The organism is Mesorhizobium sp. C277A (assembly GCF_040324395.1).
GTDB lineage: Bacteria > Pseudomonadota > Alphaproteobacteria > Rhizobiales > Rhizobiaceae > Mesorhizobium.
Genome location: NZ_JAMYVW010000002.1, coordinates 4,236,409 through 4,260,000, shown reverse-complemented (window position 1 = coordinate 4,260,000; position 23,592 = coordinate 4,236,409). Strand labels below are relative to the sequence as shown.

General features: G+C 62.8%; 14 protein-coding genes, 1 tRNA gene and 2 rRNA genes (1 of these 17 only partly in view). 6 read left to right on the top strand and 11 right to left on the bottom strand.

Annotated features, from left to right (window positions below):
* The 3 genes from NKK52_RS20955 to NKK52_RS20945 form a co-directional block, all read left to right on the top strand.
* Positions 1 to 1,425: ribosomal RNA gene (locus NKK52_RS20955) — 23S ribosomal RNA — on the top strand (it extends 1,377 nt beyond the left edge of the window).
* 201 nt (positions 1,426 to 1,626) lie between these two features.
* Positions 1,627 to 1,741: ribosomal RNA gene (rrf, locus tag NKK52_RS20950) — 5S ribosomal RNA — on the top strand.
* A gap of 257 nt (positions 1,742 to 1,998) precedes the next feature.
* Positions 1,999 to 2,075, top strand: a tRNA-Met gene (locus NKK52_RS20945).
* 319 nt (positions 2,076 to 2,394) lie between these two features.
* Here the strand turns inward: NKK52_RS20945 and NKK52_RS20940 are convergent.
* The gene (locus tag NKK52_RS20940; RefSeq protein WP_023685704.1) at positions 2,395 to 3,189 is read right to left on the bottom strand and encodes a SapC family protein; all 795 of its coding nucleotides are present in this window, start codon (positions 3,187 to 3,189) and stop codon (positions 2,395 to 2,397) included.
* A 238-nt stretch (positions 3,190 to 3,427) separates the two neighbouring features.
* On the opposite strand from NKK52_RS20940, the gene NKK52_RS20935 reads away from it, so the two are divergent.
* Both NKK52_RS20935 and NKK52_RS20930 read left to right on the top strand, forming a co-directional pair.
* On the top strand, positions 3,428 to 3,697 hold the full coding sequence (locus NKK52_RS20935) for a DUF6916 family protein (RefSeq protein WP_023672960.1): 270 nt from the start codon (positions 3,428 to 3,430) through the stop codon (positions 3,695 to 3,697).
* A gap of 72 nt (positions 3,698 to 3,769) precedes the next feature.
* Positions 3,770 to 4,348, top strand: coding sequence for a 2OG-Fe(II) oxygenase (locus tag NKK52_RS20930; protein ID WP_023685705.1), 579 nt, complete (start codon positions 3,770 to 3,772; stop codon positions 4,346 to 4,348).
* A 15-nt stretch (positions 4,349 to 4,363) separates the two neighbouring features.
* Here the strand turns inward: NKK52_RS20930 and NKK52_RS20925 are convergent, their stop codons facing one another.
* The 5 genes from NKK52_RS20925 to NKK52_RS20905 form a co-directional block, all read right to left on the bottom strand.
* Positions 4,364 to 4,891, bottom strand: a complete 528-nt coding sequence (locus tag NKK52_RS20925) for a GNAT family N-acetyltransferase (protein ID WP_023835059.1) — start codon at positions 4,889 to 4,891, stop codon at positions 4,364 to 4,366.
* A 10-nt stretch (positions 4,892 to 4,901) separates the two neighbouring features.
* Positions 4,902 to 5,429 (bottom strand): phage tail protein, encoded by a 528-nt coding sequence (locus NKK52_RS20920; protein ID WP_023685706.1) that lies wholly within the window; start codon positions 5,427 to 5,429, stop codon positions 4,902 to 4,904.
* A gap of 9 nt (positions 5,430 to 5,438) precedes the next feature.
* Complete coding sequence (locus NKK52_RS20915) at positions 5,439 to 5,960, bottom strand: phage tail protein (protein WP_023672956.1); 522 nt, start codon at positions 5,958 to 5,960, stop codon at positions 5,439 to 5,441.
* 12 nt (positions 5,961 to 5,972) lie between these two features.
* Positions 5,973 to 6,479: a phage tail protein gene (locus NKK52_RS20910; RefSeq protein WP_023672955.1), complete on the bottom strand. Its 507-nt coding sequence runs from the start codon at positions 6,477 to 6,479 to the stop codon at positions 5,973 to 5,975.
* A gap of 118 nt (positions 6,480 to 6,597) precedes the next feature.
* A complete protein-coding gene (locus NKK52_RS20905; RefSeq protein WP_156939315.1) occupies positions 6,598 to 18,753 on the bottom strand; it encodes an inverse autotransporter beta domain-containing protein in 12,156 nt (4,051 codons plus the stop codon).
* A 354-nt stretch (positions 18,754 to 19,107) separates the two neighbouring features.
* Here NKK52_RS20905 and NKK52_RS20900 point away from each other — a divergent pair, with 354 nt between their 5' ends.
* Positions 19,108 to 19,647, top strand: a complete 540-nt coding sequence (locus tag NKK52_RS20900) for an invasion associated locus B family protein (protein WP_023714154.1) — start codon at positions 19,108 to 19,110, stop codon at positions 19,645 to 19,647.
* A 55-nt stretch (positions 19,648 to 19,702) separates the two neighbouring features.
* On the opposite strand, the gene NKK52_RS20895 is transcribed toward NKK52_RS20900, so the two are convergent.
* From NKK52_RS20895 to NKK52_RS20875, 5 genes are read right to left on the bottom strand one after another with little or no spacing between them, the layout of a single operon-like run.
* Positions 19,703 to 21,211 (bottom strand): aldehyde dehydrogenase family protein, encoded by a 1,509-nt coding sequence (locus tag NKK52_RS20895; protein WP_023685709.1) that lies wholly within the window; start codon positions 21,209 to 21,211, stop codon positions 19,703 to 19,705.
* 20 nt (positions 21,212 to 21,231) lie between these two features.
* Positions 21,232 to 21,576 carry a cupin domain-containing protein gene (locus tag NKK52_RS20890; RefSeq protein WP_023672951.1) on the bottom strand — a complete coding sequence of 115 codons (345 nt, stop codon included), beginning with the start codon at positions 21,574 to 21,576 and terminating at the stop codon, positions 21,232 to 21,234.
* 23 nt (positions 21,577 to 21,599) lie between these two features.
* Positions 21,600 to 21,941: a cupin domain-containing protein gene (locus tag NKK52_RS20885; protein ID WP_023672950.1), complete on the bottom strand. Its 342-nt coding sequence runs from the start codon at positions 21,939 to 21,941 to the stop codon at positions 21,600 to 21,602.
* Positions 21,942 to 21,962: 21 nt separating this feature from the next.
* Positions 21,963 to 22,313 (bottom strand): cupin domain-containing protein, encoded by a 351-nt coding sequence (locus tag NKK52_RS20880; RefSeq protein ID WP_023672949.1) that lies wholly within the window; start codon positions 22,311 to 22,313, stop codon positions 21,963 to 21,965.
* Positions 22,310 to 23,584, bottom strand: coding sequence for a glycosyltransferase (locus tag NKK52_RS20875; protein WP_023672948.1), 1,275 nt, complete (start codon positions 23,582 to 23,584; stop codon positions 22,310 to 22,312). The genes NKK52_RS20880 and NKK52_RS20875 overlap by 4 nt, the downstream gene beginning before the upstream one ends.
* Between the last annotated feature and the right edge of the window lie 8 nt (positions 23,585 to 23,592).

The following is a 23,592-nucleotide window of genomic DNA, read 5'->3' as shown; positions in this document are numbered from 1 at the left end:
AGCAGGGTTAGCCGGCCCCTAAGACGAGGCGGAAACGCGTAGTCGATGGGAACCACGTTAATATTCGTGGGCTTGGAGGTAGTGACGGATCGCACAAGTTGTCCAATCTTATCGGATTGAACGGGCAGCGGAGCGGTTCCAGGAAATAGCTCCTCCTTATAAACCGTACCCGAAACCGACACTGGTGGTCAGGTAGAGTATACCAAGGCGCTTGAGAGAACTATGCTGAAGGAACTCGGCAAATTGCACGCGTAACTTCGGAAGAAGCGTGACCCTTTTCTACGCAAGTAGAGGAGGGTGGCACAGACCAGGGGGTAGCGACTGTTTATCAAAAACACAGGGCTCTGCGAAGTCGCAAGACGACGTATAGGGTCTGACGCCTGCCCGGTGCTGGAAGGTTAAGAGGAGGGGTGCAAGCTCTGAATCGAAGCCCCAGTAAACGGCGGCCGTAACTATAACGGTCCTAAGGTAGCGAAATTCCTTGTCGGGTAAGTTCCGACCTGCACGAATGGCGTAACGACTTCCCCGCTGTCTCCAGCATAGACTCAGTGAAATTGAATTCCCCGTGAAGATGCGGGGTTCCTGCGGTTAGACGGAAAGACCCCGTGCACCTTTACTATAGCTTTACATTGGCATTCGTAGTGGCATGTGTAGGATAGGTGGTAGGCTTTGAAACCTGGGCGCCAGCTCAGGTGGAGCCACCCTTGAAATACCACCCTTATTACTATGGATGTCTAACCGCGGCCCGTTATCCGGGTCCGGGACAATGTATGGTGGGTAGTTTGACTGGGGCGGTCGCCTCCTAAAGAGTAACGGAGGCGCGCGATGGTGGGCTCAGAACGGTCGGAAATCGTTCGCTGAGTGCAATGGCATAAGCCTGCCTGACTGCGAGACTGACAAGTCGAGCAGAGACGAAAGTCGGTCATAGTGATCCGGTGGTCCCGCGTGGAAGGGCCATCGCTCAACGGATAAAAGGTACGCCGGGGATAACAGGCTGATGACCCCCAAGAGTCCATATCGACGGGGTTGTTTGGCACCTCGATGTCGACTCATCGCATCCTGGGGCTGGAGCAGGTCCCAAGGGTATGGCTGTTCGCCATTTAAAGCGGTACGTGAGTTGGGTTCAGAACGTCGTGAGACAGTTCGGTCCCTATCTGCCGTGGGTGTAGGAATATTGAAAGGATCTGTCCCTAGTACGAGAGGACCGGGATGGACGGATCTCTGGTGGACCTGTTGTGGCGCCAGCCGCATAGCAGGGTAGCTATATCCGGACGGGATAACCGCTGAAGGCATCTAAGCGGGAAACCCACCTTAAAACGAGTATTCCCTGAGAACCGTGGAAGACGACCACGTTGATAGGCCGGGTGTGGAAGAGCGGCAACGCTTGAAGCTTACCGGTACTAATAGTTCGATCGGCTTGATCGTTCTCATTCCTTATGCTCATCGTGAACACGATGATCTGACCAGCGCTCACGCATGAGCGGCCCTTAACAGGGCCTATGCTCCGCGAGGGCGCCGGAAAACCGGCGACGCGCAGTCGCGCTTGCGGACTTTGTCCGTTAGCTAGACACAAACGTCGCCTTGGCACGAAAAAACAGCTTCTCGATATAACGTGCGTTTTGCCGACCTGGTGGTTATGGCGGAGCGGCTGCACCCGATCCCATTCCGAACTCGGCCGTGAAACGCTCCAGCGCTGATGGTACTTCGTCTCAAGACGCGGGAGAGTAGGTCGCTGCCAGGTCTGCAAAACGCACGTTGAACTCTCATCCGCAAACCGGATGAAACTGAATCTTCTCTCTACGAAAAGGCCCGCCAAGGGATCACGGGCCGCGCAAGCGGCCCTTTCATTTGGTCAGCCATATACCTATCTGTAAGCCATCCTGTTCATAGGCCCAGGCTTACGTCCAGATAAGCAAGCAAACGCTTGCTTCAGATCCGGAGCAGGCAAGAGCTTGCCCTGGAGAGTCCGGAGCAAGCAAGAGCTTGCCCTGGAGGTGACGCGGGGTGGAGCAGCCCGGTAGCTCGTCAGGCTCATAACCTGAAGGTCACAGGTTCAAATCCTGTCCCCGCAACCAACAAAAAAAGCCCGCTTCACGCGGGCTTTTTGCGTTCGGACCGTGATCGATGGCCGCGACCGGCTATTCAACGATCGAGGAGGGCAGCAAGGCTGGCGTGCTCGACTTTATTGACAGGTCCGCGAACCGGGGGGTGATGCCGCCTCGGCGCATTTCGGCGAGAGCTACACGTCGAGCATTGGGAGTTCGCCAGCCCGTCATGGCAAGCGATCTGCACGACAACAGCATGATTCGAGCGGCGGAGAGATCGTCGTACGAAGGCGCGAACCGTTGATTTAAACAACCCGCGCCTTGCCGAAGCTTTTCGTCGCGGGCCGCGTCAGCCAGCTCGCCGCAATGACGCCTGGAAGACCAGCGAGGTCCAGCTGTTGCTCGAGGCGAGATGGCAATAGAGCAGCGCAAGCGCGCCGGATTTCCTGAGATCGAGAAACGCCTCGTCGCTCAATTTGTTGAAGGCCGGCTCGTCGATCACCTGAAAGTCGGTGAGGTTGAGGGTCTCGCCGCCCTCCAGCGTCACCTTGCTCTGCCGCGGCGCGAACAGGCCGTGCGCGTCGATCTTGTCGATCATGGCGCGAGTCGCATTGAAGTCGGTCTGGAACTGGCTGCAGAAGGCGAGCGCCTGCTTCGAGGCCTCGGCCGGCTCGTTGCCGTCGAAGAAGGGCGCGATCTCGTCGCTGTCCTTGGACGAAGGCATCTGCTCGACGACGCGTTCGCTGGCACGGTCGATGCACAAGGTCAGGCGGCCGGTCGTTTTCGATTCATCGGCGAGGATGAAGGGGTAACGGCGGACATAGGCGGGAATGTAATGCGGCTCCGCCCATTTGCCGTCGGCGCCTACGAACAGGTTCTGGTCCTGGCGCAGACCGGTGATGATGACAGGCGCCTTGGCGTCGCCAATGAAAACGATCGGATAGGAGCGCATCGCCGCCGGCATTTCCGATGCGACGACGGGGATGGCGTGCGCGGTGCGGGCAAAGGAGAAATCGGCCCGCGCCGTAAGGCCGAGTGAGCCGTGCCGCAGCGGATTGAGCGCCTCGGGTTTTTTGTAGAACAGCGGCAGCGCGTTGGTCGCGGTGCTTCCGGCCGGGGCCGTGTCTGTTTTCGCGTCAGTCATCCCTAGTGTTCTCCTCTTATACCATTCCGGTTTAGGCCAGTGGCTGCCGGTGCGCAACGCGTTGACGGCTGCTTCACCCTACGTGGCCAAGATAAATCTATCTGTTTGTTTGATCGTGCTCTTTTGTACTTCTGGAGATCGAGCTCTATAGACAGCACGCCATGAAGCGGCGAGATTGGCTGACGGGATAGACATCTCAAGAGAGCCGTCTGAAAGACAGACGAACCAGGGCAGGCGCATGGCATCGCTTTCGGATTTCGAGCAGGGGCAGAGCTTTTCCGTCGAAGCCGGCGGTCAGACGCTCACGATGGAACTGAGCGCGGTGCAGCCCATTGCCAACAGCCCGCGCGACGGCGGTGGCTTCACGCTGCTGTTCAGGGGGCCGCGCGACGCGGCGCTGCCGCAGGCTATCTATCGGTTCAACGGCAAAAGCGGCGCCCATGAGATCTTCATCGTGCCGATCGCTGCCGATGAGGCAGGGCGGCTTTACGAGGCGGTATTCAACTGATTTTTTTCGACCGGATCGGCCACGGGGACGCTCCGGCCATCAGGGCGATTTGGCAGCGCGGCGGCTCGACATATGATCGACTATATCGAGATTGCGGACGTATTTGACGGAGCGGCGTGTAGCGCACTGTGCGCGGAAATTCGGGCGGCCTTGGGCCGTCCGGCCGGCCTGCTGGGGCCTGCCGACCAGAAGATGGCATGGCCGGAGATCCGAAAGACCGTGCGCGCCGATGTTTCGCAGGCCACTGAAGAGCGAGTGAGTGCCCTGTTGGCGCAGCAGAAGGCGGCTCTGGAGCGGCATTTCGGGCTGCTGCTCGGCCAGGTCGAGAAACCTCAGTTCCTTCACTATCGGCAAGGCGATTTCTTTGTGCCGCACCAGGATGGCAACACGCCGCTCATTCACGACGAGTCGCGGTTCCGAAAGATCTCGGTGGTGATCTTTCTCAACCGTCAATCGGACAACCCTTCGCCAAAAAGCTATGCAGGCGGCTCGCTGGTCCTGCATGGGCCTTACAGCGGCCCGGGCCTGCGCGTTGCCATGCCCGCGTTGCCGGGCTCTCTCGTCGCCTTTCGTTCGGAAACGACGCATGAAGTCACCCCGGTCACGCGCAACGAACGTTTCACCATCGTCTCCTGGTATCGCGGCACGTGACGACCGGCACGGCCCTTACGGCGAACGGATCATCAGGTCGTAGAGGCCCTTGTCCTCGGCAACGGTGAAGCCGAGGCGTTTGTAGAGCCGCCGCGCTGGATTGTTCTTCTCGACATGGATCGAGACCGACTTGCCGACGGCGGCGGCCTCATCGATGAGATCGGCGAGCAACGCACCGCCAGACCCCTTGCCGCGATGCGCCGGCAGGAAGGCGATATCTATGATGCAATGCTCGCTCGCCGAGCGCTCGATATACAGGCGACCGATATCTTGCCTTGCCTGCTCGATCACCAGCCAGTCGGCGTTGGGATAGTATTTCTGGTAATGCGCGTGCTGCGCTTGAAACTGCATGTCGAGGAACGCCGTTTTCTGCGCATCGCTCCACGGCGTGACGGCAAGTTCTTCGGCGCGGGTCGAGGCGTAGAGCGCCGACAGGAACGGCAGATCGGCGTCCGCCATCGGGCGGAACGTCAGATCAATCCGCGCCGCGCGCACCCAGCAAAATATAACAGGCCCGTTGTCCACAATCGGAAGCTGGATCATGGAGTGGCGCTTACGGACGCGCCGGATAAACGCCTTGCATGGCAATGATGAACGTCATCGCCAGATAGGGAGGCAGGTTGTTGTGAGGCAACGTACTGCCCGCCATGCTCAGTGCCTGGGGGTCCATCTGGACCAGATTTTGCGAAGTGTTGTTCTGATACAGCGTTCCGCCCCCCGACTTCCCCAGAACAACCGCATCGGTAAGAGTTCCCTGGGCGCCACTCTCGGTGGACATCGCGACAAAATGATTATGTTGCGGCATTTCCGTTTGCAGAAGGGTGATGGACGTTTCGCCACCCGTCTCGCCGAGAAACCGCTCCGACAAGCCATTGCCCTGTCCTTGCCCCATGGGCGCGGAGCCAGCCATATTCGGCAACGCGAAGGTCGACTTGCCGTCGCCGCCGTAAACTGTGCCCAGCAGCGAAAACAGCGCCGTATTCTGCGAGATTGGCAGGAGCTGGCCATCGCAGGTCGCCCACCCCGTCGGGGCGAAATCTCCGGCAAAAATTCGAATTTCGGCGACGAACGGATTGGTCATGGCAAGTCTCTAGCTTTGCTGGGGGAAGATGCCAAATAGCGAGATGATGAAACTGACGGCGAGGAACGGCACCATATTGTCGTGAGGCTGGCTGCCGCCGGCCGGCGAAATGGCTCCGGCGGCCATGTTGCCATCAGGTGCGATACCCACATAGGGCGTCAGCAGGCTCGATGTCGCCAGGACACCGCCGGACGGACCCGGATTCTTGGCGATATTCGACGAACCGGTCCAGGTATGGGAATGGTTCGGCATTTGTTGGGTTGAAACAGTGACGGATTCGACCCCGCCCAGTTCTCCGATGATATAGGTCTGGCTGACCAGCGGGCCCTTGCCAGCATGGACGGGGATGCGGGATGCGAGGTTGGGCAGGGCGAATGTTTCCTCCCCGTCGCCGCCATAGGTCGTACCGATCAGATTGAACAAGGTTTCGTTCTCGGAGATCGGCATCAACTGGCCTTGGCAGAACGCCCAGCCATTCGGAGGGAAATTGCCACCGAACATCCTGATCTCGCCGACAAAAGGTTGGCTCATCGAAGCGTCCTCTTAATTTCGCGACGGGAATATGCCTTGCAGGGCAATGATGAAATTCAAGACGAGATAGGGCGATCTGTTCTCATGCGGCTGGCCGCCACCGACGAAAGTGATGTTTTCCTTCGCCATAGCCACCGCGCTGCCAGGCGGCTGATAGATCGGGCTGGCGTTCGCCCCCAACAGCGCGCCGGATGGATTGTTGACGTTGCCGGCAGTGTTCGATGCGTTGACGAAATGGTTGTGTGTCGGCATTTCGCCGAGCGTGAGCGTGTGAAACTCTTCGCCGCCCTGGCCGCCGACAATTGCACCGATAGGGCCGCCCGTATGAACCGGCGCACGTCCCCTCATATCCGGAAGGGCAAAATTTGTCTGGCCGTTGCCGCCGTACCTGGTGCCAAGAAGTGAGAACAATGGCTGGTTCTGGTTAAGCGGCAACAACTGGCCGTTACAAAATGCCCAGCCGCGCGGTGCATAGTTCCAGGAAATGATCTTGACTTCACCTAAATAAGGCTCACTCATCCCCGTTCCCTCCGTTGGCCGCTTACTGTCTGAATTCTTGCATTATGCCTAAGTAAGACAACAAGTCGATATCAAATTCATAAAATATATTTCCTAGGACGAAATCCAAGGTTGCTGACTACGGTGTCGCGGCAGGCAGCAGTGGCAGCGGCTGGTTGAAGAACGTCCGGGTGTCCGTCAGTGCCGTTGCCCCGCCATTGACGGTTTCGATACCGGCCTCGCTCGCCTGCGGTACGTTGATCGTGCCGTCGGCGCCGCCGAGGCCGTCCGCGAGGAAGCGGATGGCATTGGCGTTGTTGACGTTGGTGATGGTGTTGGCATGAACGTCGGCATTGATGATAGCGCCGGCAAATGTGGCGGTGACCGTGATGCCGCGGCTGTCGGCATTGTCGCGAATGGTGTTGTTGGTGACCGTCGCGTGCACGGTGCCCGGCTGCACGAGCTGCGTGATCGAGACGCTGTCGCCACCGCTTATGCCGTTGACGCCGATGCTCTGGATAATGTTGTTGTCGATCAGCACCTTGGCGACGCCGAGGCTTTCATGCCCAACCCTGATGCCGTTGCCGGTTCGCGATCCCGAGGTTGCTACGCCTTGCGTACCGATGACGTTGTTGGCGATTGTGCCGTCAAGCGTCCGTGCGAGGTCGCCGCTGCTGAACACGTTGATGGCCGTCGAGTCGCTGTTGGTGACGGTGTTGTTCCGGACGGTGAAATTCAGATTGCCGCCCGTGCCGGCGCCGGAATTGCTGCTCTGGGTAAGGTTGATGCCGTTGTTCAGATTGTTGAATAGATTTCCCGTGGTCTCGCCGATGTGAGCGTTGACGGTGCCGTCATTGGCAATGACGAACAGACCGGTTCCAGGGATGACTCCCGGTCCGGGATAGGCGTTGTTGCCGGTGAAGGTTGCGCCGTCGACGGTCAGCGTCATCGTCGGCGCGCCGGCGACACCGGCGCCGTCCGCCTCGAAGATGAAGTCGCTGCCGGCATTGTTTGAGGCGCCGTTGTTCGAGAACGTGCCGCCGCTCACCACCAGGTTCGCCAACGTGCCGCCGGAATTGATGACCTGCACGTTATGGGTGAATGAGTTGGAGACCGTGAGGTTGGTGAACGTGGCGACGTGCGAGGCGTTGCCGGTAAGTTCGTTGAACAGGATTCCGGACTCGGTGTTGGCATCGGCATTGCTGTTCAGGGTCAGACCGTTGAGCACCACACCGTTGACGCGCAGGCCCTTTATGCCGTTGCCCGCATTGTCGCTGATAATCATGTTGCTCAGGCTGACATCCTGAGTGTCGGTCAGGCTGACGCCATCGCCGGTCGAGTTCTGGATCGTGCCGCCGCTGCCCCCCGTCGCGCCGGTGCCGGTCACCACCAGATTGCCGCTGGTGCCGGTGTTGTTGAGCACGATGCCGTTGGCTGCACCATTGGACGCAATGCTCCTGAACGTCACGTCGCCGGCGCCGATCGTCGTGTTGGCGACATTAAGGGCCGTGCCCGTGCCGGACACGATGGTGTTGCCGGTGCCCTGCACCGTCATCGTGCCGCCGGTGGTGGCTGCCGGACCGGGGCCGGTGGCGCTGAAACCGGCGCCGCTGGTCGTGGCGATGACCAGCCCGCCATTGGTGAAGTTGATCGTCGCGCCGGCATTGTCGCTCAGGCTGACGCCAGCCGCCGTGGTCGAGGTGATCGATTTCGACGCGCCGGAGAAGGTGATGATGCCGGCGACATTGTCGTCCAGCAGGATGCCGATCTGGCCCGCCGCATTATGCGTGATGTTGCCCGACAGGGTGATGTTGCCGGCGGTCAGGGCGCGATCCTGGATGTTGACCGCCTGGCCGGTGCTGCCGCTGGTGATCGCGCCGGCATAGGTGAACGCCGCCGTGCCGCCGCTGTTGGCGGTGCCTAGGCCATCGCCGATACGGATCACGGCGCTTGTTCCGCCCACCAGCGCGCCGGTGCCGAGGTCGATCGCTCCCGAACCGGTGACGGAATCGAGGATGACGGCGCTGGTGCCGCCGGCGCCTTTGTTTGTGGAAGCGAAGGTCACGCCGCCCGCCGCGATAGCAACGCTGTCAAGGTTGACCGCGACGCCGCTGCCGGTCGAAATCGTGTTGCCCGAGCCGATAACGGTCACGGTGCCAGTACCGTTGCTCGTGGCGTTGAAGCCGGTGCCGGAGGTGGTGGTGATGGCTAGGCCGCCGCCGGTGAAGTTGACCGCGGTGTTGGTGTTCGCCGTCAGGTCGACGGCATTGTTGGCTCCGGTGGTCAGTATCTTGCTGGCGCCGGAGAAGTTGATCGTGCCGCCGGTGTTGGCGTTGACGAGGATCCCGTTGGCCACGCCGCCGGTGGCGCTGAGAGTGCCCGACAATGTCGTGGTGCCGGCGGTGCGGGTGGAGATGCTGACGACGTTTCCGGCCGTGGTCTTGGTGACCGAGCCGGCATAGCTGACATTGGCCGAGCCGCCGGTGACCAGGAAGGCCGCGCCGGTCGCGCCGCCGAGCGCACCGGAGCCGAGGCTGACAGTGCCGGCGCCGGTGACATTGGTCAGCGACACGTTGTTGGTGCCGCCGGTCGAATTGGTCGAGGTGAAATTGATGCCGGTGGTGGCGATGCCGTTGAGGTTGACCGCCTGCGCGGAAGTGGAGCTCACCGTGCCGGTCGTCACATTGACCGTGCCGCCATTGATGGCGCTGAATCCGGTGGTGCCGTTTGTGACGATGTCGAGGTTTGCGAAGCTGACGGTCGAGGCCGTGGCGCCGTTGTTGATTGCGACTGCGGTGCCGGTCATCGGCGTCGTGGTGCCGAGATCGACCGTACCGGTGAAGCTCACCGTATTGGCCGCCGTCGCGCCGGAAATGCTGATGCCGCTCGCAGCGCCGTTGGCGATCACCGAGCCGGCGAAGGTGAAGCTGCCGCCAGCGCGGGTCGAGATCGTGGCCGCCGCGCCCGACGTGCTGATGATGGAGCTAGCGCCGTCGAAGCTGATCACCGCGTTGCCGCCGGTCACCGAAAGGCCGCTGCCGCCCGATATATCGACATTGGTACCGGCAATCGTGCCGCCAGCGCCCGACGCGCCGCCGAAGGCGATGCCGGTGCCGGTCGCTGCGGTGGTGATGTTGACGTTGGTCAGCGTCGTCGTGCCGGCGGTGTTGTCGAGTTTGAAAGCAATGCCGGTGGCGCCGGTGCTGGTGACGTTGGTGATGGTGCTGTTGGGCGCGTTCAGCCACACATCGCTGGCGTTGCCGGAGAAAGCAACGTTGTTGATCTTCGTGCTGTTCGACGGCGTGATCTCGATACCCTGCGTGGCAAAATTGCGGATAGTCATGTTGCTGATGACGGTATTCGCAGCACCCGCGCCATTGTCCTTGACGCCACGCGCGGCACCCGCCGGGCTGCCATCGAGGATGAAGCCGTCGATGATGTTGCCGCTGGCGCCGAGCGTAATGACATTGTTGCCGGCGCTCGTCGTCAGCGTCGCGGCGCCATTGGGCGTCTGGTCGATGATCGAGATGCTGTTGCTGGCCAGCTGGATGGTGGAGGGCACCGTCAGCGCCAGGTTGATGTTGCCGTTGCCGAAGCCGCGCACCTGCTCGCCGATGGCGAGCGCCAGCGTATCGTTGCCATTGCTGCCTGCCGCGGTGATGACGCCGCCATCGTTGACGAGGACGAGAATGTCCGTCGACACTGCTGCCGCTTCGGCGGTGGTCAGCGTCGCCAGATTGTTCTGGTCGCGGCCGCTGCCGTCGCCGGTCGCGGAAGCGCCGACGAAATAGACCTTGCCGACACCGAAGCCCAAGCCCGGGGTCGACTGGAAGTTCACGTCCTGGAAGTTGTAGGTGCCGGCAACCGGCGCACTGGAGGCGTCGATGCCTACATTGGCGCCGATGGTCGAGAGCTGGTCGGTCGCCGATTCGCCGTCGCCATAGGTGAAAGCGAGGTTGGTGGCGCTGTTGAGGAACACGCCGGTGTTAACCCCGGCTATGCTCGAACTGGCGCCGCCGACCACGGCATCACCGAGGCGCACCGTCTGGCCGCCGATGGCGCCGCGCAGGTCGACGGCGATCGAGGTGCCGGCGGCGGCGGCATTGGTGACATCGAAGTCATTGGCCGTCACCGCCGCATTGATGGTGGCACCGTTGAGGTCGAAGGCCACGCCCGTGGTGCTGTTCAGGCCGATGTCGAGATCGTTGAAGGACAGCGCCGCGCCAAGCGTGCCGGAAACATCGACACCACGCGTGGTCATGCCTTGCAGGTTGACCGTGCCGAGAATGATGGCCCCGCCGCCCGACGAGGCGATATTGGTCAGCGAGATGCCGGTTGCGGCGGCAGTGGCCGAAACACTGTCGAAATTCATGCCCGCAGCGCCAATCGTAACGCCATTGAGGTTCAACGCGGTGCCGCCGGCCGTCGTGGTGATGCTGTTGTCGCTGAGGAGCGCGCCGACGCTGACCATGCCACCGCCGCTGGCGTTGAAGCCGGTGCCGGAGGTGGTGGTAATCACCAGGCCACCCGTATCGAAGTTGATCGTCGCGCCGGTGTTGGTCGTCAAGTCGACCGCCGTATTGGCGCCAGTGGTCAGCGTCTTCGTGCCACCGCTGAGAGTGATGGTCCCGCCGGAGTTGCCGTGGACATAAACACCATTGTCGAAACCGCCGGTGGCGCTGAGCGCGCCGGACAGTGTGACCGTGCCGCCGGTGACGCCGGAGATGTCGACGATCTTGCCGGCGGTGGTCTTGGTGACCGTGCCGCCATAGCTGACGGTCGCAGCACCGCCATTGAGCAGGAATGCGACGCCCGAAGCGCCGCTCAATGCGCCGGATCCGAGGCTGACTGTTCCGGTGACATTGGCCAGGCCAACATTGTTGGTGCCGCCGCCCGACGAGGTCGAGTCGAGCGCAATGCTGGCGGTGACGTTGATGAGGTTGATCGCCTGGCCGAGGGTCGAGTTTACCGTCTCGGCACCGCCGGTGGCGGTGATGCCCATCGTGCCGCCGGTGCCCACGATGGCCGTGCCGGAGGTGGTGTCGATGGTCACACCGCCGGTGAAGCTTGTCGTGCCGCCGCTCTGCGACAGGCCGACGCCGCTCGTCGTATCGATGTTGGCGAGGCCGGTGACGTTGACCGTGCCTGATACCACATGGATGCCGCCGCCGGCCGTGGCGGTGTTGTTGACCGTCACCGCGCCGAAGGTGAACGTGCCGGTGTTGGCGCCGGTGCCGTCTATGCCGAAGCTGCTGGTGCCGGTGATGCTGGTCGCGCCGGAGACATTCACCGCCCCGGTGACGCCGTTGAGGATGATGCCGCTTGTGCCGCCGCTCGAGGTGATGCTGTCGAAATTGACGCCGCCGGCGCCGAGTGTGCCTTGCAGCGATAGCGCTGTCTGGCCCGTAGCGTTGATCGTCGTCGAGCCGGCATTCGCGACGGTCAGGACATTCAGCCCCGAGAGGCTGAGGCCAGTGGCGAGGGACGTCGTGATGTCGAGGCCGCCATTGAAATTGACGGCGCCGCCGGCGGTGCCGCCCGAAATCGAGACGCCATTGCCGCCGGTGATGGCCACCTGGTCGGTGAAGGTCACCGCGCCGCCGGTGCGGTTGGCGATGTTGATGCCGCCACCGGTCAGCGTTCCGGCCGGCCCGCCATTGGGCAGGAAGCCGCGCGACACCGAGATGGTGCTGGTGCCGCCATTGACGTCGAGCAGCGTGCCGGCAAGGTTGATGTTGTTGTTGATGACCGACAGACTGCCATTGAGGCCGGTAACCTGGATGGCGGTCTGGCCCGCCGCGACATTCGAGATCGTCACGCCTTCGATGGTGATGCCGCTGGCATTGCTGAAGCCGGCCGCGCTCTGGTCGATCAGGAAGGCGGCACCGGCCGCGCTGCTGAAGTCGAATGCGGTGTGGCGCACGGCATTGTCGCCGAGCAGCTGCATCAAGTTGGCCGTCCCGCTGACGACGGCCTCGTCGCCGGTGATGTTGCCGCCGGTGGCGCCAAGAGCACCTTGGACGTTGGCCGGCTGGATCGTGCCGGTCGAAACCACATTGCTGTTGCCGAAGCCGGTGATCGTCTGGCCGGAATCGAGCGTGAAGGCGGTGGCGCCGAGATTGATCGTGCCGACGAAGGCGAAGTTCTGCGCGCCTGTCAGCGCATCGGCGGCGGCGAGCGAAATGGTGTTGACGCCCATGCTGAGATTGCCGGTCGTGCCGGCGGCGATGAAGCCGCCCGACTGCGAGACCAGCGTGACCGAACCGGGCGCGGTGGCGAGGTTGGCGCTGCCGGTGAAGAACACGTCGTCGAAATCGTAGTTGCCCGATATCGGGTCGAGGCCGACGGTGTCGACGGTGTAGCCGCCAACGGCCGCGGTGATGAAGGATTCCAGGCCGTCGGTCGAATCGCCGTCGCCGAAGGTGAAGGTGGCATTGGCTGAAGTCGCCGTGGTGCCGCCGGACGACAGTTCGACGCCGACGCCGACATTGTCGATCTTGGAACCCTGCAGGAAGGTGATGACCTTGTTGCCCGTGGTCGACGACAGGTCGATGCCGCGCGAGGTCAGGTCGCCCAGGCCGGTGATCGTCGTCAGGCCGAAATCGGCCGTCGTCGAGGAGCCGCTGAAGTCGATGCCGGTCTGGTTGGCGCCGACATCGTCGATGGTAGTCGTGCCGAAGCTGACATCGTTGTTGGTGCCGGCGAAGTTGATGCCGGCAGTGCCGCTCGTGGTGCCCAGCGTGACCTGGGTCGTGCCGAAGGTCACCGGGCCGGCATTGCCGACAATGTTGATGCCGATGCCGCCGGCGCCCGTCACGGTCACCGCCCCGAAGGTTGCCGATGCGGTGCTCGCGACACCGGAGACGGACAGGCCGGTGCCCAAGGCATTGGTGATCGATAGCGGGGTGGTAACATTCAACGTTGCGGTGCCGATCATGCCACCGACCACCGCGCCGCCGCCACCGCTCGCCGACAGGGTCGGGCCGGTGAAGCTGAACGCACCGCCTGCCGGGGGCAATGTCGAGCCGATGGCGAACAGATTTCCGGTGCCGGTCGACGTGACGCTGCCGCTGAACTGGGCCGAGCCGCCGATGGTGCCGTCGATCTTGACCGCCGTGCCTGGTGCTGTTGCCGAGCTGGAGATGTTGGCCGAGACCGTGATCGCGGCGCTGCCGCCAAAAACCACGACGCCGTTGCCGGTGCCGGAATTGGTGATGGTGCCGCCGATGTTGATCGTGCCGGTGTTGTTGGTCAGGCTGACGTCGTCGCCCGAAACCAGCGTCGTCACCAGATTGTTGACATTGACCGTCGCGGCGCTGCCTTGCACCACGAAGCCGGGGCCACCGCCAACAACCGTGTCGATCGTCGTCGTGCCATTGAAGGTAACGGCGTTGGCCACGTTGGTGAGGCGGATGGCGTCGCCAGTGACGCGATTGATGTCGACAGCGCCGAAGGTGACGCTGCCGCCGCTGGTGTTTTCGATGAGGATGCCGGTCTGCACGGCGCCGCCTGAGCCGTCGACGGTGACGCTGTCGAAAATGACGCCGCCTGCGCCGATGGTCAAACCGCCGGCGCCACCGAGATGGATGCCGTTTTCGACAGGGCCGAGCCCAGATGCGGTCGTGTTAGTGCCGGTGACGGTGAGCGTGCCGCCATTGATGGCGCTGAAGGCAAGGCCGCCGTCGGTGGTGAGGTCGAGCCCGCCGGTGAAATTGATCGTGCCGCCGGCATTGCCGGTCAGGTCGATGGCGTTGGCCGCGCCGGTGCTGGCGGTGATTTGGCCGGCGAAGGTGGCCGAGCCGCCGGTCATGCCGCTGATGATGACCGCGCTCGCGGCACTCGTCTGATTGATGGTGCCGTTGTAGGTGAGGTTAGGCGTTGCTCCAAGAATGCTGAGCGCCGTGCCCGTCGTGCCGGCGATCGAACTCGCATTGTCGAAGGTCAGCGTGCCCGTGGAACCGCCCGTGACGCTGACGCCGATACCGGCGCCGGTGATGTCCAAATTGTTGAAGGTGCCGGTGCCGCCGAAGTTGCTGGCCAGCAGGCCAGTGCCGCTGACGCCGCCCATCGTCGTGTTGGTGATGTTGATCGCACCCGTTGCGCCGGTCAGGTCGATGCCGGTTACGGCGCTGCTGATCGTCACCCCGGTGATGGTGGCCGCGTTTACATTCGATCCGTTGATCGCCGAGCCCGAACCCGCATTGCTGACGCTGAGGTCGGCGACGCGGTTGCCGTTGGCGAGATCGATGGTGCTGCCGGCCGAGTTGTTGAGGGTGGCGGCGCCATTGCCGAACGGATCGACCTGGGTGCCCGAAGTAACCACCTCGGCGCCGGTGACGTTGGCCGGCGGCCCGACGAGAGCGACGGTGTTGCCGTTGGCGAAGGAGACGATCTGCTGGCCGTCGGCAAGCGTGAAGCCGTCGGCATCGGTGTTGATAGTTCCAGCGCCGCTGTTGACAAGGACGAAGATGGTGTTGGCGTCGGTCGTCAGACCGTCGGCGGCGTCGGCGTTGATAAGGTCGCCAACGCTCGCGCCGGAGCCGGTCCCGGTGTTTGCTGCGCCGACGAAGATGACGTTGGCAGTGTCGAACAGCTGCGGGCCGACCAAATGGGTGGCATTGAAAGCATAGGTGCCGTTGCCGGCCAGCAGGCCGCGCATGTCGAGCGAGGCGGTGGTCCCGGTGATCGATGCGCCGCCGGCGGCATCGAACGAGAAGGTGGTGTTGGCGCTGGTCCCGGCCGCGCCGTGCGTGCCCATCTGGACGCCGGTGCCGGCGGAAATGACGCCGGTGCCGATCGTCACCGAGCCGCCGGTGGTGCCGGAAAGGTCGATGCCGGTCGAAGTGCCGGCGCCGGTGATGTCGAGCGAGGTGGCGGTGAAGGTCGACTGGCTGCCCGACAGGTCGAGCCCGGTCTTGCCGGGCGGCAGGCCGGTGATGTCGATGTTGGCGAAGCTGATCGTGCCGTTCGTACCGAAAATGTCGATCGCGTTTTGGCCCGGCTGGTCGATCGCGACATCGCCGAAAGTGATGGCACCGGAATTGGCAGCCAGTATGATACCAGAGCCAGAAGGAGCGGTGACCGTGACATTGCCGCCAAAGCCTACCGTTGCCGAGCTATTCTGGATGACAATGCCGTTTGCGACGTTCGAAATCGTCGTCGAGCCGGAGATATCGAAGCTGCCGGTGACGTTCGTGAGGCCGACACCGGTCCCGCCACTAATCTGGTTGAGGCTGGTCAGCGTGACATCGAGCCCAATCTGGGATGCGCTGAATCCGTTGCCGCCATTGCCGGAGATCGTTCCGCCAGTGGTCGTCAGCTTGCCGGCGCCCGTCGATTTGGCGTCGACGCCACTGCCGCCATTGACCTTGGCGTCAAGCGTCTCGAAGCCGTAGGTACCGTTGCCGTTGATCAACAGGCCGTCGGTGCCGTTGTTCGACAGCGTCGTCGTGCCGTTGAACGAATAGGTTCCGTCGCCCTGGATCGACAAGCCGGCGCCGCCATTGTTGGTCGAGCTGAGGTTGGTGGCGGTAACGGTATTGGTGCCGTCGAACAGCAAGCCGTTCAGGTCGGCGCCGCTGACGGCCAGGCCCGTCATTGTGACATTGCTGACGGCGCTGCCGTGAACCGCGTTGCCGCCACCGGTATTGGACAGGTTGAAGTCGAGCAGCGAGGTATTGTTGGCGAGCGTCACCGTGTCGCCGGCACCGCTATTGGTCAGCGTGGCTGCGCCGCCGGCGTCGGAGACGGTGCTGCTGTGCACGACATTGTCGCCCGTCACATTGATCGGGATGCCGCCGAGCGAGAACGTGCGGCCGTTGCCGAACGAAGCCAGCGTCTGGCCGGCGCTCAGCGAGAAGGCGTCCGCATCGTCTATGTCCGTGCCGCGATTGACCAGCACGAAGATCGCGGTGCCGTCGGTATTGGCATCGGCCGTCGCGACCGTCGCCAGATCGAGCAGCGAGGATCCGGTGCCCGAACCGGTCGCGGTCGCGCCGACGAAAATCACATTCTGCTGGTCGAACAGCTGCGGGCCGCTGAAGGTCGTCGAGCCGAAAGCATAGAGCCCGAGCGTCTGGTTGAGCCCCCGCGCGTCGAGGGAGGCGGTGATGCCGGCAATCGAGCCGCCACCGAAACTGAATTGGGCATTGGCCGAATTGGCCGGCGAGCCGGAAATGCCGAAGCGCACGCCGGTGTCGACATTGGCGATCGCGCCGCCATCGGTGATGACGATCGTAGCCCCGCCCGCGCTCGGGGAAGACAGATCGATGCCGATCGAGCCGGCGGCGCCTGTGCCAGTGATGTTGAGCGACTGCGCGGTGAAATTCGTCTGGCTGCCGGAGAAATCGAGGCCGACGCCGGAGCCGAGGCCAGCAATGACGATGTTGCCGGCAATTATTGATGTGTTGGCGCCCGCAAACACCATGCCGTCGGTGCCGGGATTGGTGATGTTGATGTCGCCGAAGCGGATCGCGGCCGGCGAATCCGTGATCGCGATGGCCGGTCCGGTCGTGTTCGAGATCGTCGTCGCGCCGTTGACGGTGAAGCTGCCCGAAAGATTCTCGAGCACGACGCCCGATGCGCCGCCGGTCTGGGTGATCGAATCCAGCACGATATGGGCGGTGATCGGATCGATGAAGACACCGACCCCGTCGTCGCCGAGCGCCTTGTTGCCCGACACCTGGCCGCCGTTGATGGTGATCGAGCCGGCGACCCCGGTGCCCTTCACGGTAATGCCGGCATCGTTGTTGTCGAGCGCGTTGAGGGTGGCGAAAGTGTAGGTGCCGTGGCCGGTTATATCCAGGCCGTCGTCGCCATTGCCCTGCAGCAGCGTCGTGCCGGTGAAGTTATAGGTGCCGTCGCCTTCGATATGCAGTCCGTCGAGGCCGTTGCCGGTCGCGGTGAAGTTCGAGCCATTGACGCCGGTCGATGTGCCGGTGAAGTCGGCGCCGTGGCCGCCGGTGCCGGTGACCGTGACGTTGGTCAGCGTGGCGCCGGCGATGTTGTTGCCGAAGATGCCGTCCTTGCCGCCGGTGATGGTGATACCGCTCAGCGTGTTGCCATTGGCGAGCGTCAGGACGTTGTTGGCGGGGTTAGTGCCCTGGATGGTGCCGTTGGAGCCGCCGAAATTGTAGGTGCCGATGCTGCCGTCGGCGAGCCGCGCCTGGACACCGCCGCCACCGCCGATAACGGTCTGTCCGTTGGCGAGCGTCACGCCGGCTGTCGTAATGTTGCCCTTGCCGCCCAGCGCGACGACGACGCCGTTAGCGCCGGCGCCGGCGACTGCATTGTCGAGCGTGGTCGGGTCGCCGATCGTGCCGAGGCCGAGCGCGTCGTTGTCACCATCGGCAAAGAAGAACTGGCCGAATGCCGTGTTGGTGGCGGCATTGATCGCCACCCGCGTCGACGTGCCGGTAACTTTGTCCTGGCTCTCGATGCGAACGCCGATGTCGCCGCGTACGCGCTCGTTGACGCGTTTGCGCAGGCCGGGGCTGACCGGATAGACCGGCTCGGCGCCGTCATCGGCCGAAGACCAGCCCTTGTCGAAAGCGTTGAGCGGCACCGTCAGCCGGATGCTGCCGGCGAACTGGGTGTCATCGCGGTTGTCGTTGCGCACCTCGCCGGTGAAGGTCAGCGACGTGCCTTTGCCGATGACGTCGCCGATCGAATATTCCAGGCCGGCCTTGGCGCCGGTGATGCTGCCGTCGTCGCCGTCGGGATCGCCGAAATGGTAGGCGCCGACATCGAAACGCAGTGAATGGTTCTCGGGCAGGTTGAGCGGCACCTGAACGCCGACCTCGCCCTCGATGCCCCAGGCCGCGTAATCGCGGTGGGCGATGGCCGATATCTGCTCGATCAGCTGATGACCGACCAGCGACAGGCTCGACTCTTGCCCGGCCGTGCTGCGGTCGCCGCTGATCGGCAGATAGACGTTTACGTGCGCATCGTATTTTGAGGTGATGGCCTCGAGGCCGAGCGTCGAGGCGACGAACTGGTGACTGTCGTGGTTCTGGATGTTGAGATAGGCGTAGCCGCCGATCATCAGATCCGGATTCACGATGCGGCGAACGCCGAGGCCGACGTCCTGGCCGAAGCCGTCGTCGAAATCGTATTTCGAGCGCACATCGAGAAAGAGAACGGATTCGAGGTTCTGCTTCAGCGGCAGGAAACCCTCGATCGCCGTGTTGCCGCCATTGTTGTTGGCGCCGATGATGGCGCGGACCTGCGGCTGCCACAGTCCGGTGTCGCCGGCATGGGCGGCTATGCCGGAAAGGGCAAGTGCCAGAGTGGACAACGCAGTCGTCTTCCAGAGATGCCTGGAAAAACCTGACCGGCGATACTTGCTATTCGCCCGGAAGCTTCTTCCGTGCGTCGCCATGTCATTGATCTGCCGAGTTTTCTCGGTCGTCTCCATCCCTTGCGAACCCCGACGAGTACACGCTCCGTCGCTAATACTATCCGAATCCCAGTGTATAGCGAGCATGATTGTTTGCTTTACACGTACAAGATTTCAAAGTTGTTTATTGTGATAATTCAGCAACAGTAATTTAGCCCGAGCTCATGTACCGTATTGGCTTCCCCGCCAGGCTCGGCTGTTGTATCAACGCGCTCGGCGAAACCCTGACACGACGAGGATCGGGTGGCTTCATTGCTGAGAACCGTTTGTGGCCGGGCCGCCTGGGTCGGCGCGCTATGGCTGGTCGTGTCGGCAGGGTCGGCGCTTGCCGAAGAGCCGAAGTCAACCAAATCTGCCGAGACAAAGCCTGCAGAAGGCAATCCATGGTCGCTAAACTGCGCTAGCGGATCGGCCGGCATCGAGCTTCAATGCCAGGTCTCCCAAAACCTTACCGAGGCCAAGACGGGGCAGCGCGTTCTTACCGTTACGCTTCGCCGCGACAATGGCAACGGCAACCTCGCCATGCTGCTGGCCTTGCCGCACGGGCTGTTCCTGCCTTCCGGCGCCTCGTACCAGATCGACCAGGGGCAGAAGACGACCATCGCCATCCAGACCAGCGACCAGAACGGCGCCTATGCCGCGACCCCTTTGTCGGCGGACCTCGTCAAGGCGATGAAATCGGGAACCAACCTGAACATCGGCATGGAGTCGGTGACGCGCAAGCCGGTGACCATTCCGGTCTCGCTTGCCGGATTCACTGCCGCGATCGACAAGCTTCAAGCGTTGAAATAGCCGGCCTATCTCGGCAGATGCGTAAGCATCAGCTTACGTTGTGGACTGGCCGGGCTCACACGTGCTTGCGGCCGCCTGTCTCGCGGAACCAGCTGTCGGGGTAGGGGTACCACCAGTCCTGGATCGCCGGTCTGTGGTCGATGATGACCATCTTGGAGCGTCGGAAGGCGTCGAGTCCCTGGCGTCCCAGCTCGCGGCCAAGGCCTGATGCCTTCCAGCCGCCGAAGGGCAGGGCGTCATTGTCGATCAGCGGGTTGTTGACCCAGACCATGCCGGCCTCGAGCCGCTCGGCCGCCTCATGCGCCTCGGCGAGGTCGGTGGTGAACACCGAGGCGCCAAGCCCGAACGGGCTGTCATTGGCAAGCCGGATCGCTTCGTCGAAGTCCTTTACGCGGCAGATGGCGGCGACCGGCCCGAAACACTCTTCGCGCACGATCGCCATATCGGGTGTAACCCCGGTCAGGATCGTAGGCTCGTAGAACCAGCCAGTGTTGTGCGCCGGCGGAATGCGCCCGCCGGCAACGGCTATAGCGCCGTTGCTGATGGCATCATCGACCAGCCGCATCACTTTCGCTCGCGCGGCCTCGCTGACCAGCGGGCCGATCTCGGTCTTGTCCATGCCATTGCCGATGCGCAGCGCCCGCGTCTTCTCGGCGAACAGCTCGACGAAGCGATCGTGAACCGATTCGACGACGAAGAAGCGCTCGGCCGAAGTGCACACCTGGCCGGTGAGGTGGAAGGCTGCGGTGACGCTGCCGGCAGCGGCCACCTCCAGCGGAGCGTACTCGCTGACAATCAGCGGATCGCTGCCGCCGGCTTCGATGACGCAAGGCTTCATGCGCTCGGCGCAGGCGACTGCCACGGCTTTGCCGGCGGCGACCGAGCCGGTGAAGGCGACAGCGTGGGTGCGCTCGGAGGCGATCAGCGCCTGCGCGGTGGCGGCCGTGCCAGGCAGGCAGGCGACCAGCCCTTCCGGCAGTGAACGGAACACCGTCATGTAGTCCAGCGTCGACAGCGTCGTCGCTTCGGCCGGCTTGATGACGCAGCCATTGCCGGCGGCAAGCGAGGCCGCAACGGTCCAGCACATCAGCAGGATCGGGAAGTTGTAAGGCATGATGTGCACGGAGACGCCATACGGCTCGTAGCGCGCATACTGGAACGACCCGGCCTGCGTCGTACCGGCGATCTTGCCGGCGTCGTCGCGCGCCATCTCGGCATAGTAGCGGAAGATCGGCGCGCAATTGGCGATCTCGCCGATTGCTTCGGGATAAGGCTTGCCCATCTCGCGCACCATCAGCTCTGCGCAGCGGGTGAAGTCCGCCGCCTCGATGGCGTTGGCGACCGCATGCAGATGCTTTGCCCGGCTCTTGGCATCGAGCTTCTTCCAGGCGGCTTGTGCCGTGGTTGCGGCACACAGCACCGCATCGACCTCACCGTCCGTTGCGGCGGAGATCGAGCCGACGGTCTCCAGCGTCGCCGGATCGATCACCGGTTTTGCCGTGCCGGTCATCGGCCGGTAGTCCGGATTGACGAAGAAAGCCGGCCGTTCAGCGGAGAATTGCATGGTCGTCCTTTCAGGTCCGCTCAGCGGATCATGTAGACCTTCTTGATGGTCTCATGGACGGTGCAGACGCCTTTCCAATTCTGAGGAAAGAACGCCGCCGTGTCCGGCTCGATCTGGATGACCTCGCCCGATTCGTGCACATAGGTGCAGCGGCCCTCGAGGAAGTGGCAGAACTCGTCGCGGGTGACATGGCAGTGCCATTTGCCGGGAGTGCAGACCCACAGGCCGCATTCCGAACGGCCCTCCGGCCCCTTGTAGAGCAGCTTGCCCGAGGTGTGGGACACGCCCTCGATCATGGTCGGGATGACGCCCCAGTCGACGAGGTCGGTGATGGCAAGCGGGGATTGCATGATGGGCGTGGTCATGGCGATTTCCTTTAAAAAAGTGCTCAGCGGCACATGAAGGCCTTGGTCAGTGTTTGCGTGATGGTGGAGGTGCCGGCCCAGCCGGCGGGGAAGAACACCAGCATGCCGGCCTCGACCGGGATCTCTTCGCCATTCTCGCGGACATAGGTCCCGCGGCCCGACAGGAAATGGCAGAACTCGTCGGCGGCAAAGGTAACCTTGCGGCTGCCTGGCGTGCACGACCACAGGCCGCATTCGCTTGAGCCGTCCGGGTTCTGCGAGAGGATCCTGCCCGAGGCGCGCGGCGAGCCGGCAAGCGTGTTGCTGCCCCCGCCCCAGTCCTCCAGTTTCACGGTCGAGGCCTTTGGCCAGTGCGGTGTCGGCATATTGGGAAGCTCCGTTGCTGTTCAAGCCAGCATGTAGACGTTGCGCATGGTCTCATGCACGGTGCATTCGCCTGTCCAGCCGGCAGGGAACATGACCACGGTCCCGGCTGCGACTTCTACCACCTCCCCGGCATCCGACCGGTACGTCGCGCGGCCGGCGACGAAATGGCACAATTCGTCGCGCGGAATCGAGAGCCGCCAGCGGCCGGGCGTGCAGACCCAGATGCCGGATTCCGGCTGGTTGTTGGGTCCTTTGTGGACAAGCCTGCCGGTCGAGTGCGACGCGCCGTCGAGCGCGTCGGACTGGGCGCCCCAGTCGACGAGGTCGGTGCGGGTGGAGGCTTGGTAAAGGTGCGGGGCGGAGGAGGTCACAGCAACTTCTCCAGCAACCCTGCGGCCTTTTCCGGTCCGTTCTGTGCCCGCATCTGCGACGAGGTCTTCGCCAGCTTGGCCTTCATCTTGGGGTCGGTCAGGCAAGCCTCGATCCTGCTGACCAACTGGGCGTCGCTCCAGTCGTAGCGCGGCATGCCGAAGCCGTGGCCGGTTTCCTGGACGCGGGTGGCGTTGTCGTGGCCGTCCCAGACATAGGGCATGATGATGGCCGGCTTGCCGAAATAGAGGCACTCCGTGAACGAGTTGTTGCCGCCATGGTGGATGACGGCATCGACCTGCGGGATGACTGAAGGCTGCGGAAACCAGCTCTCGACGATGACGTTGTCCGGCACATCCGTGTACAGGTCCTTGTAGCCGCCGACATTGACCAGCGCGCGGTAACGGGTCTTGCCCAGTGTTGTGATGATGCGCTTCAACAAATCGACATCGCCAGCGCCGAGGCTGCCGAAGGAGACATAGAGCAGCGGCCCGTCATTGTTCTCGGCGAAGGTCGGCACGGCGTATGGCTTTTCCTGCCGCACGCAGCCTTCGAGATACTGGAATTTCGTCGTATCAAGCGGATGGCGGCGTTTGAACTTTGCCGCTTCGGGATAGAGCAGCAGATTGAGATAGGGCGAGGCCTCGAAGAACTGACCGACCGGGTATGGCGCTTCATTGTTTGCGGTGAGGAAGGCGTTGAAGTCGTCGTGGATGGGCTTGATCACCGCATTGAAATGATCGCGATAGCGCTGGTGGCCGACATGGTCGTTCTCGCCGCAACCGGAGAGATGCGGCGGGATGTCCTCATCCTCGATCTCGTTTTCCGAGCAGGAGATGACGCGCACCCAAGGCTTGCCGAACTGTTTGATGGCCGGAAACAGGATGACATTGTCGACGCAAATGACATCAGGCTTGATGGCGGCCAGGACTCGCGGCAAATCCTTCTGCGCCCATTTGGCGCTGTCGACAATCGCGGTCCAGCAATCCTTCACGTAATTGTCGACCTGATCGTAGGGCGATTTGCGGAAGTTCGGGATGTGGCCGTTGATGAAGTCTTCCCAGAATTTCGCCATCTGCTCGGGCGGCATCGGCTCCGACAGGTTCACCGGATGCGCTTCGAAGCCGTAACCCTTGTAGACATCGACAAAGCCGGGGTCGGACAGGAACACTGCCTTATGGCCGCGCGCCTCGACGGCTTGCGCGATGCCGACCGAATTGAGCGCCGGGCCGTAGGCCGCTTCGGGAAAAAACGCGATCGTCTTCTGCGCCATCAAGCTCT